Annotated in this window: 5 protein-coding genes; all 5 read left to right on the top strand. The window is 72.1% G+C overall.

Annotated elements, in window-relative coordinates:
- Positions 1–173: 173 nt before the first annotated feature.
- The 5 genes from BST27_RS15975 (at position 174) to BST27_RS15955 (ending at position 11,274) form a co-directional block, all read left to right on the top strand.
- A complete protein-coding gene (locus BST27_RS15975; RefSeq protein WP_069422136.1) occupies positions 174–2,861 on the top strand; it encodes an ATP-binding protein in 2,688 nt (895 codons plus the stop codon).
- A complete protein-coding gene (locus BST27_RS15970; protein ID WP_069422135.1) occupies positions 2,858–3,250 on the top strand; it encodes a serine protease inhibitor in 393 nt (130 codons plus the stop codon). Before BST27_RS15975 ends, BST27_RS15970 begins: the two co-directional genes overlap by 4 nt.
- Positions 3,228–3,608 carry a DUF742 domain-containing protein gene (locus BST27_RS15965; RefSeq protein ID WP_069422134.1) on the top strand — a complete coding sequence of 127 codons (381 nt, stop codon included), beginning with the start codon at positions 3,228–3,230 and terminating at the stop codon, positions 3,606–3,608. The genes BST27_RS15970 and BST27_RS15965 overlap by 23 nt, the downstream gene beginning before the upstream one ends.
- Entirely contained in the window at positions 3,589–4,176 is a 588-nt protein-coding gene (locus BST27_RS15960) for a GTP-binding protein (protein ID WP_069422133.1), read from the top strand. Before BST27_RS15965 ends, BST27_RS15960 begins: the two co-directional genes overlap by 20 nt.
- Before the next feature lie 381 nt (positions 4,177–4,557).
- Entirely contained in the window at positions 4,558–11,274 is a 6,717-nt protein-coding gene (locus BST27_RS15955) for a PE family protein (protein WP_139805181.1), read from the top strand.

The following is an 11,274-nucleotide window of genomic DNA, read 5'->3' as shown; positions in this document are numbered from 1 at the left end:
AGCACGGCCGATTAACAGGGGAGCCTGTCATACTCGTCGGATTGCCAGGCGTTTAGGTAGGCGCCCGTCGGTTTGGCGAATAAAGCAGGAAGTTTCATGAATTTCGCGTTTCGCATAGCGCTGCACGTTGGGGCATGTCATGCGTCAATGGCCGGTCGCACGGCCGCCAACCCATGACCATGTTCGCCCGCCCGACCCAACCGGTCGCGGCGGCTCCACCGGTCAGTCCCGCCGAACCCGCACCCGGGAAGCGGCCGCCCGCCTGGTCGCTGCGCAATTGGCCGGTGCGGTGGAAAGTCTTTGCGATAGCGCTGATTCCACTGATCTTGGCCACCACTTTCGGGGTGTTGCGGGTGCGCGCGGAGTGGGACAGTTCCGACGAACTCCGGCTGGCCGCCGCGCGCGCCAACATGATTCCGGCGATCACCAATTACATGTCGGCACTGGACGTGGCGTTGTTGGCCGGCTCCACCGGTCGCGATGTGGAAGGCGCCAAGAAGAACTTCGCCGCCCGCAAGACCGAGTTGCAGCTGCGCCTGGCGGATACGAACGTGATCGCCGATGTTCGCTCAGGCGTCAACACCCTGCTGAACGACGGTCAGTCGCTGGTGGACAAGGTGCTCTCCGACAGCATCCCGGTGCGCGAGCGGATCACCAGCTACGCGCCGCTGCTGTTGACGGCCGAGGACGCGATCAATGCCTCGGTGCGCGCCGACACCGAGCAGATTCGCGCCCAGGTGCAGGGGCTGAGCCGAGCGCTCGGCGCGCGTGGGCAGATGACCATGCAAGAGATCCTGGTGACTCGTGGCGCCGAACTTCCAGAGCCGCAACTGCGTTCGTCGATGATCACGCTGGCCGGCACCGAACCGTCCACCCTTTTCGGGCTCAACCAGTTGCTCGGCATCGGATCCCCGGAGACCAAGACCCTGCAGCAGCAGATGGTCTCGCGGCTCGCGATCCTGTCCGATCCGGCGAATGAGCTGGTCGACAACCCTGATCTGCTGCGCTCGATCGAGACGACCAAGCGGATCGCCGAGCAGGTCATCAGCGACAACGCGACGCCGGTGACGAAGTCGGTGCAAAGCCAGGCCATCGCACGTCGCGACGCGGCCACCCGTGATGCCGTGCTCGTGTTGGGCGCCATCGTGATCGCCTTGGCCGCGGTGCTGCTGGTGGCCCGAACGCTGGTCAGGCCGCTGCGCGTGCTGCGTGACGGCGCCCTGAAAGTCGCCCACACCGACCTCGCCGGCGAAATCGAGGCGGTCCGAGGGGGTGCAGACCCGGTCCCCGTGCCGCTGGCCGTGTACACCACCGAGGAGATCGGGCAGGTCGCTCACGCCGTCGACGAACTTCACACCCAGGCGCTGCAGTTGGCCGGCGACGAAGCGCGGCTGCGGCTACTGGTCAACGACATGTTCGAGACCATGTCGCGGCGCAGTCGATCCCTTGTCGACCAGCAGTTGAAGCTCATCGACGGGCTGGAACGTAAGGAAGAGGATCCCGAGCGGCTGGAAACCCTGTTCCGGCTGGATCACCTGGCCGCTCGGCTGCGCCGCAACAGTGCCAATTTGCTGGTGCTCGCGGGCGCGCAGATCACCCGTGACAACCGCGAACCGGTGCCGCTGTCGACCGTGCTCAACGCGGCGGTGTCCGAGGTCGAAGACTACCGGCGGGTCGAGATCGCGGACCTGCCCGACTGCACGGTGGTCGGCTCGGCGGCCGGCGGTGTCATCCACATGCTCGCCGAATTGATCGACAACGCGCTGCGCTACTCGCCGCCGACCACCCAGGTGAAGGTATCCGCCGTCCGAGGCAAGGACGGCGGAGCGTTGCTGCGAGTCGCCGACTCCGGCTTGGGCATGACCGAGTCGGATCGGCGGATGGCCAACATGCGACTGCAGGCCGGCGGCGAGGTGACCCCGGACAACGCGCGGCACATGGGCCTGTTCGTGGTTGGGCGACTGGCGAGCCGGCACGGTATCCGGGTGGGGCTGCGCGGCCCGGCGGCCGGTGAGTCCGGCAGCGGCACGACGGCCGAGGTCTACTTACCGGCCGCCGTGCTCGTCGGAACCGCCGCGCCGGAGTCCGCCGCGCCGAAACGGGCCGCCGGTGCTTTCATCGTGTCGCCGCCCAGGCCGTCTGCCGATGAGCGGGGCGATCAACAAGCCGTCGCGGAGCCCGCCGCGAACGGCGCCGGTGCAACCGTTCCGCCTGTCTCGCTGTTGCCCCGACGCACTCCCGGTACCAGCGGCATCACCGACGTCCCCGCCCAGCCGAGCAAGCGGCCGCGGCGCGAGCTGCCGACGCCCTGGTGGGAGAAGGGCATTCAGAAGGAGAGCACGCCGGCCGCCGGGCGGCCCCAGCAGTCGGCCGCCACCCAACCGGCCCCGACACCGACCGCGCAACCGGCCCGGGCGTCCGACACCTCGGCGTTCTTCGCCCGGCGTCCACCCGCCCCGGCTGACTCGCCTGACCCGCCCGTGAAGCCCGCACCCAAGCCGGCGGACCCGGCCGGCCCCGCTGATGACGATGTCATCTACCAGCGGATGCTTGCCGAGATGATGGGCGACCCGCACGACCTGGTCGAGAGCCCCGACTTGGACTGGAAGACCGTGTGGGATCACGGCTGGTCGGCGGCGGCCGCTGCCGAGGAGCAGCCCGTCGAGGCACACACCGAGCACGGCCTGCCGGTGCGCAATCCCGGTGCCCGCCTGGTGCCGGGCTCGGCAGAGTCCGATGCCGACGAGTCCGTGGTCCGTGACCCCGAGGCGGTTCGCGCCTCGATCGGCAGCCACTTCGGTGGCGTGCACACCGGGCGATCGCAGGCGGGCGACATCGCCAACGGATCGGATCGGCCATGACGGGCGGTACCCCGGGAGACTCGCTGGACTGGCTGGTCACGCAGTTCGCCCGCGACGTCCCGGGCGTAGCGCACGCGTTGCTCGTCTCGGTCGACGGGTTGCCCGTCGCGGCCAGCGAGTACCTCCCGCGCGAAAGGGCCGATCAGCTGGCGGCGGTGGCGTCCGGGCTGGCCAGCCTGGCGACCGGCGCCGCTCAACTCTTCGAGGGCGGTCAGGTGCTGCAGTCGGTGGTGGAGATGCAGAACGGCTTCCTGCTGTTGATGCGGGTCGGCGACGGTTCGCACCTGGCGACGCTGGCTGTGAACGGATGCGACATCGGCCAAATCGGTTACGAGATGGCCGTTCTCGTCGAACGGGTGGGTAGCGTTGTCCAGTCTTCCCGGCGCTAGCGACGAGTCGGCGCATCTCGTCCGCCCGTATACGCTGACGGCTGGACGAACGGGCACCGACGTCGAGCTTCCGCTGGAAGCGCCGGTGCAGACGTTGCCGGACGACGGCCGGGACCGGCCCAAGTCGTGGCCGCTCCATGACCCGCGCGCAAGGATCGTCCACCTGTGCGCGGACAGCCCGTCGGTCGCCGAAGTCGCCGCTCGTCTCGATCTGCCGGTGGGTGTTGCGCGCGTCTTGATCGGTGATCTGGTCACCGCCGGTTACCTTCGAGTGCACAGGACCTTGACCGACCGTTCGACGCGCGACGAGCGTTCCGAACTCATAGGAAGGACCCTGCGTGGCCTCCGCGCCCTTTGACAACCGTTCCGTCGAGCACGACACCGCGTCGACGAAAATCGTCATCGCCGGTGGGTTCGGTGCCGGCAAGACGACATTCGTCGGCGCGGTCTCCGAGATCATGCCGCTGCGGACGGAAGCGATGGTCACCGACGCCTCGGCGGGCGTGGACATGCTCGAGGCGACCCCGGACAAGCGGACCACCACGGTGGCCATGGACTTCGGGCGCATCACCCTGGCCGACGATCTGGTGTTGTACCTGTTCGGCACCCCGGGCCAGCGCCGGTTCTGGTTCATGTGGGACGACCTGGTGCGCGGCGCCATAGGCGCGATAATCCTGGTCGACTGTCGGCGCCTGCAGGACAGCTTTGCCGCGGTCGACTTCTTCGAGCACCGCAATCTGCCATTTCTGGTTGCGGTGAACGAGTTCGACGGCGCGCCGAGATATCCCCTCGACGAGGTGCGCAAGGCGCTGACGTTGCCCCCGCAAATTCCGTTGATCAACGTCGATGCCCGTAATCGACGTTCGGCGACCGATGCGCTGATCGCGGTGAGCGAGTACGCGCTGACCAGCCTGACCCGCGGCTGAAACGTGGCGGCGCCGCTGACCCGGATTCTCGCCTCGTGCCCCAATGGGCATTGTGCACAAGTGATTAGGGCAGCTTTGGTAACAATGCACTCGCTTGTGCCAACTGGCTGACGGGCAGAATCAATTGGTTCAAACTTATCCCTACGGTTGGCAGGTCTTCGCCAAGCGGCGCAGCTGGAAGAGGGTGCGGCAACCGGCGATTGTCGCGGATATCTGAGAAAAGGCCGGGCGATGAATTCCGCAGAGTTGCGTCCGAACACAGGACTCGCGTTTGGGTGTATCGGTGCCGGGGGATCGCTGACGCGGGCGGAGGTATTCGTCGATCAATTGCATAGCTAGCGACTTGGTTGTGTTCGCATCCCGGATGCTGGAGGAATTCTCATGTCGCTAATGGTGGCCCCGGAGTTCGTGGCAGCCGCGGCAACAGATTTGGCCGGGATCGGGTCGGCGATCAGCGCGGCGAATGCCGCTGCGGCGGGCCCGACCAGCAACCTGCTGGCGGCAGCCGCCGACGAAGTGTCTACGGCGATCGCCGCGTTGTTCGGCACGCACGCGCAGGAGTACCGGGCGCTGAGCGCTCAGGCTGCGGCATTTCATGCGCAGTTCGTGCAATCGCTGGCTGCGACCAGCAACACGTACGCGATCGCGGAGGCGGCAAGTGCGTCGCCATTCCAAATGTTCGAGCAGGCCGTGCTGGATGTGATCAACACACCAACTCAACTCTTGTTGGGCCGCAAGTTGATCGGAGACGGGGTCAGTGCGGCGCCCGAGAGCGGGCAGGCCGGCACGCCTGGGGGTCTGTTGTGGGGCCATGGCGGCGCCGGCGGTTCCGGGGCGCCCGGTCAAATCGGTGGGCCGGGTGGCGCTGCCGGGCTGTTTGGCAACGGCGGGCCCGGCGGCGCCGGCGGCGCCGGTGCTAATGGCGGCGCAGGCGGGGCCGGCGGGTGGTTGAACGGCAACGGAGGCGTTGGTGGGCCTGGCGGCGTTGGTGGCAACGGCGGTGCCGGCGGCAGTGCCGGGCTGTTCGGTTCCGGCGGAGCCGGCGGGGTGGGCGGCCTCGGCGGCAATGGTGGCGCCGGAGGTAACGGCGGGCTCATCTGGGGCAACGGCGGGACCGGTGGGCAGGGCGGCGTCGGTACGGCGGGCGGGTTTGGCGGCAACGGTGGCAACGGCGGCGACGCCGGGGGGTTGTTCGGCAACGGCGGAGCCGGCGGGACCGGCGGGCCCGGCGCGCCCGGTGCCGCCGGTATCAACGGCACCGGCGCCGACGGCGGGAATGGTGGCAATGGCGGGAACGGCGGCAACGGCGGTCGCGGCGGGACGTTAGTCGGAAACGGTGGCGCCGGCGGCGCAGCCGGTATCGGCGGGGATGGTGGTGCCGGCGGCTCAGGGGATCCGACCTTCGTGTTCAACAGTGGTGCCGGCGGGAAGGGCGGTAACGGCGGCGACCCCGGCACGGGCGGGGTAGGTGGCGGTGCCGGAGCGTTGGCAGGCCTGCCCGGTGCCACCGGCGCCACTCCGACCAGCGGCGGCAACGGGGGTAACGGTGGGGCCGGCGCAGCCAGTATCAATGCCAACCTCGCCGGCGGGGCTGGGGGCAACGGCGGCAACGGTGGATCCGTCGGCAACGGGGGTAACGGCGGTGCCGGCGGGGCCGGTCATGAAGGCATCGCCGGCAGTAGCGGCGGCGGCGACGGCGGTAGCGGGGCTATCGGCAGCAGCGGGGGTAAGGGCGGCAATGGCGGTAACGGCGGCGCGAAGGCCGGCAATGGCGGTGCCGGGGGTAACGGCGGAGACGGCGGCAACGGTGGCGTTGGCGGCAACGGGCACGATGCCTCCGCCCTGAACACCGGCGAAAACGGCGGCAACGGCGGCAACGGCGGCACGGGCGGGACCGGCGGTTCCGGAGGTGACGGCGGCACCGCTGTCGCCGGCCTCAACGGCAAGGGAGGGAACGGCGGCAAAGGCGGCACGGGCGGGGTGGCCGGAAACGGCGGTCACGGCGCCAACGGCGACCCGACTCTCGCGCTCCTGCAGGGCAACGGTGGCAACGGCGGCAACGGCGGTAACCCCGGCGCGGGCGGCGTGGGCGGTGCCGCCGGCCTGGGCGCCACCCCCGATTTGAATGGCACGCCCGGGGCCAACGGCACTTCACCTACCAGCGGCGGCAATGGCGGCAACGGCGGCAACGGCGCCACCCGCACGGGTGCGTACCCCAACGGCGCCAACGGCGGCAACGGCGGCAATGGCGGCAACGGCGGGTTGGTCGGCGACGGTGGTCACGGCGGTAACGGGGGCAACGGTGCCAGTGGCACCGACACCGGCAAGAACGGCGGCAACGCCGCCAGCGGCGGGGATGGCGGTAACGGGGGTAACGGCGGCAACGGCGGGGCGCTGAACGGCAAGGGCGGCAACGGCGGCAAGGGCGGCGACGGCGCCGCCGGAACCGACGGGGACGACAACATCGGAGCCGCCAACGGCGCCAACGGCGGCAACGGCGGCAACGGCGGCAAGGGCGGAAACGGCGGTAAGGGCGGCGACTCGTTCGCCATGTTCGCCAAAGCCGGCAGCGGCGGCGACGCGGGCAACGGCGGCGCCGCGGGCAACGGCGGCGACGGCGCCGCCGGGGACCCCACCGGGGCCAACAAGGCAGGGGCCGGCGGCAACGGCGGTAACGGCGGCAACCCCGGCACCGGAGGCGTTGGGGGTGCCGCAGGCAAGGGCTTCATTCCGGCCATGAAGGGTGCGGACGGCGCCGACGGCACCGGGCCCACCAGTGGTGGTGACGGCGGCAACGGGGGCAAAGGCTCGAACACCAATGCAGGAACCCAGGCCGGTAACGGCGGCAACGGCGGCAACGGCGGCAAGTACGGCAACGGCGGCAACGGCGGCGACGGCGGCACCGCCAGCGGCGTAGGCAAGAACGGCGGCAACGGCGGCGCCGGCGGCACCGGCGGATCCGTGAGCGGCAACGGTGGCAACGGCGGTGCCGGCGGTAACGGCACGACCGGTAGCGCTTCAGCGCCCGGCGGCAATGGTGGGGTCGGAGGTAATGGCGGCAACGCCGGCGGTTCCGGTGACGGCGGCAAGGGCGGCAACGGCGGCGCGGGTGGAGCCGGTGTCGACGGAACGCCGGCGAAGAGCACCGGTGTCTCTGGCACCTCCGGCACCAGTGGCGGTTCCGGCGGAAACGGTGGAGCCGGCGGCGCGGGCGGGATCAACGCCGGTAAGGGCGGTAACGGCGGCAACGGCGGCGCGGGTGGTTCCGGTGGCCACGGCGGCGACGGCCTGACCGGCGCCGACGGCAGCAACATCTTCCCCGGCGACGGTGGCAACGGCCAAAACGGCGGTAACGGCGGTAACGGCGGCAACGGCGGCAACGGCGGCGACGGCGGTCTAGGCGGCGCGGCGAAGGCGGCCGGATACGCCAACGGCACCAAGGGCCTCGGCGGTGACGCCGGCAACGGCGGCAACGGCGGCAATCCGGGCGACGGCGGCAACGGCCAGGCCGGCACCAGCAGTTCCGACGCCAGTGCGGTCGGCAAGGGCGGCAACGGCGGCAACGGCGGCAACGCGGGTGTCGGCGGTACCGGAGGCAAGGGCGGCGTCGGACCTCAGACCGGCACCGATGCCAAGGGCGATCCCATCTACTTCAAAGGGTTGGACGGCACCGACGGCACAACCCCCATCGGCGGCAAGGGCGGCAATGGGGGCAACGGTGGCTCCGCCCAGGCAGCGGCGGGCGGTACCGCCATGCACGGCGGGGCCGGTGGTAACGGCGGCAACGGCGGTTCGGGCCTCCACGGTGGTAACGGCGGCAACGGCGGCAATGGCGGCGGCGCACTGGACCAGGCGTTTTTCGTAGGCACCGGCGGTAGGGGCGGCGACGGCGGCGACGGCGGCGCCGGACTGATCAACGGCGGTCTGGGCGGCTTCGGCGGCACGGGCGGCAGCGGGACCAACGCTGGAACGTCTGCCGGAGTCGGCGGTGCCGGCGGCGACGGCGGCGACGGCGGACAGGGCGGCACCGGGTTCGGCGGCCCAGGTGGCGCCGGCGGTCCCGGCGGTAACGGAGACAGCGTGAGTGGCCCCGGCGGCAACGGCGGCAAAGGCGGCAAAGGCGGGGACAGCACCAACGGGATCGGTGGCTACGGCGGCCAGGGCGGCATGGGCGGAACCGGAAACTCAGGTGGCCACGGCGGCGCCGGCGGCGCCGGTGGCGACGGCGAGTACGGCGGTGGCGAAGGCGGTGGCGGCGGCTTCGGCGGTCAGGGCAACTTCACTGGTNCCGGAGGCAACGGTGGCGCCGGAGGCGTCGGCGGAAACTCCAGCAAAGGGTTCGGTGGTGCCGGTGGCACCGGTGGCTACGGCGGCGCGCCGGGCATCAACGGCCACGGCGGCAACGGCGGCAGCGGTGGTAACGGCGGAAACGGCGGCACCGACACGGTCGGCGGCGTCGGCGGTGCCGGCGGCAAGGGCGGCAACGGTGCCAACGGCGCGGACACTGGCCGCGGCGGTGACGCCGGTGCGGGTGGCAACGGCGGCAACGGTGGCAAAGGCCTCGACGGCCCGGGCGGCAACGGTGGTGCCGGTGGTGCCGGTGGTATTGGCGGCACCAGCAACGGCAATACGACGGGGAAGGGCGGTTCTGGCGGCAACGGCGGCAACGGCGGCGACGGCACGAATGGTGCGGGCGGCGACGGCGGCAAGGGTGGTGCCGCGGGCGCCGCAGGAGTTGCCAACACCAACGCCGTGGGCGGGAACGGTGGCCATGGCGGTAACGGCGGCCATGGCGGCAACGGCACGACGGGTGGCGCCGGTGGTGCCGGGGGCAACGCCAGCAGCGCCGCCAACAGCGGCTCTGGCGTAGTCAACGTAACGGCCGGCAACGGCGGCAACGGCGGCAACGGTGGCAACGGCGGCCACGGCTCGGCCGGTGAAGGCGGTAAGGGCGGCGCCGGCGGCAGTGGCGGCAACGGCGGCCACGGCGGCGGTTCGGACGGCGGCAACGGCGGTAGCGGCGGCAACGGCGGAAACTCCGGCAACAGCACCGGCGTCGCGGGCGTCGCCGGTGGCGCTGCCGGGGCGGCCGGTAACGGCGGTGGCACCAGCGCCATCGGCGGGCGGGGCGGCAGCGGCGGCAACGGCGGTAGCGGCGGCAACGGCGGCAACGGCACCACCGGCGGTGCCGGGGCCAACGGTGCCAACGGTGGTGCCGCCGCCGGCAATGGTTCGACGGCCCTCGGGCGCACCGCCGGCACCGGCGGCAGTGGCGGCAACGGCGGTAATGGCGGTGCCGGTACTGCCGGCCCTGGTGGCACCGGCGGTCACGGCGGCCATGGCGCCGACGGCGGTAGCGGCGTCGGCGGCAACGGCGGCAACGCCGGCTCCGGCGGCAAGGGGGGCAACGCCGGAAACGGCACGTCGGGCGCCGGTGCTGCCGGCGGCAACGGTGGCAACGGCGGCAACGGCGGCGGAACCGCTGCCGACGCCGGATACGGCGGCAGCGGTGGCGCCGGCGGCGCCGGCGGCAACGGCGGTGCCGGCGTTAACGGCGGCGCGGGTGGCGCCGGGGGCACGGGTGGATCCGGGGCCGCCGGCGGCAGCGTAAGTACCGGTCAGTCTGGCGGCCACGGCGCCAACGGCGGGGCCGGCGGCAACGGCGGAATGAACATCGGCATTGGCGTCGGCACCGGCGGTGCGGGCGGCGCGGGCGGCGCGGGTGGTAACGGCGGTGACGGCACCGGCGGCAACGGCGGAAACGCCGGCTCGGGCGGCGCAGGCGGCGCCGGCGGCGGCAACGTCAGCTTCTCCGGCACCACCGGTGGTGCCGGTGGTGCCGGCGGGAAGGGCGGCACCGGTGGCAGCAGCAACGGCAATGCCTACGGCGGCAATGCCGGGCATGGCGGCGCCGGCGGTGCCGGCGGCGCGGGAGACATAGGCGGCAACGGCGGCAACGGCGGCAAGGGCGGGGTCGGCGGCCGCGGCGGCGTTGGTAGCGGCGGTGCCAGTGGCGGCCAAGGTGGAAACGGTGGCAATGGCGGCGCCGGTGGCTCGGGCGTCTCGCTCGGGGGCAATGGCGGCAACGGTGGCCACGGTGACCACGGCGGCCCCGCCACGAATGCCGGTAGCGGGACCAAGGGCGGTAACGGCGGCGCCGGCGGCCACGGCGGCGCCGGAGGCGATGCGACGGGAATCGGCGGCAAGGGTGGTAACGGCGGTCACGGCGGTAACGGCAGCTATGGCGACACCAGCGGACCCGCCTCGATCGGCGTCGAGGGTGCAACCGGTGGCGCCGGCGGCAATGGTGGCAAGGGCGGCAGCAACCCGAACGGCTCTGGCGGCGACGGCGGCAACGGCGGCAGCGGCGGTGCCGGTGGTAACGGCGGGTCCGGGGGAGCCAACTCTGGTATCACCGGCGGCTCCGGTGGTGCCGGCGGCATGGGCGGCGCGGGTGGCAACGGCGGCAACAACGTCGGCAACGTCGGCGGCAAGGGCGGCAGCGGCGGCAACGGCGGCGACGGTGTCGGCGGGAACAGCAGCGTCACCAGGGGTGGTACCGGCGCGGCTGGTGGCGCCGGTGGTGCCGGCGGCAGTGGCTACGTGGGCGGTGCCGGTGGCACCGGCGGTGATGGCGGCGACGGTGGCCCTAACAGCGGTGGAACCATCGGCACTGTCTCCGGTGGCGGCGGAAATGGTGGCGCCGGCGGCGCGGGCGGTGCCGGCGTTGTGCAAGGCGGGCTAGGCGGCAACGCCGGTCACGGCGGTAACGGCGGCGGCGGGGGAGGCTCCACCGGCGGCAATGGCGGGGTCGGCGGCGTGGGCGGTGCCGGTGGGAACGCCGCTGCCGGCGGCACCGGCGGTAACGGAGGTAAGGGCGGCGACGGCGGCGACGGCGGCCAGACGTCGAGCCTGACCGGCCTCAACGGCAACGGCGGCAACGGCGGGAACGGCGGCAAGGGCGGCAACAGCGGCGCCAATCCCGGCGGTCCCGGCGGCGGCGGCACAGGCGGCCAGAGTCCGGGTGGCAATTTAGGTCCAACCCAGCCCCGCGGCGGGGGGACCGGCGGCGCCGGCGGCCTCGGTGCAACACCGTGA

It is taken from the genome of Mycobacterium intermedium, assembly GCF_002086275.1.
Taxonomy (GTDB): domain Bacteria; phylum Actinomycetota; class Actinomycetes; order Mycobacteriales; family Mycobacteriaceae; genus Mycobacterium; species Mycobacterium intermedium.
The sequence above is the reverse complement of the archived record's forward strand: the minus strand, read 5'-3'. Positions and strand labels throughout refer to the sequence as shown.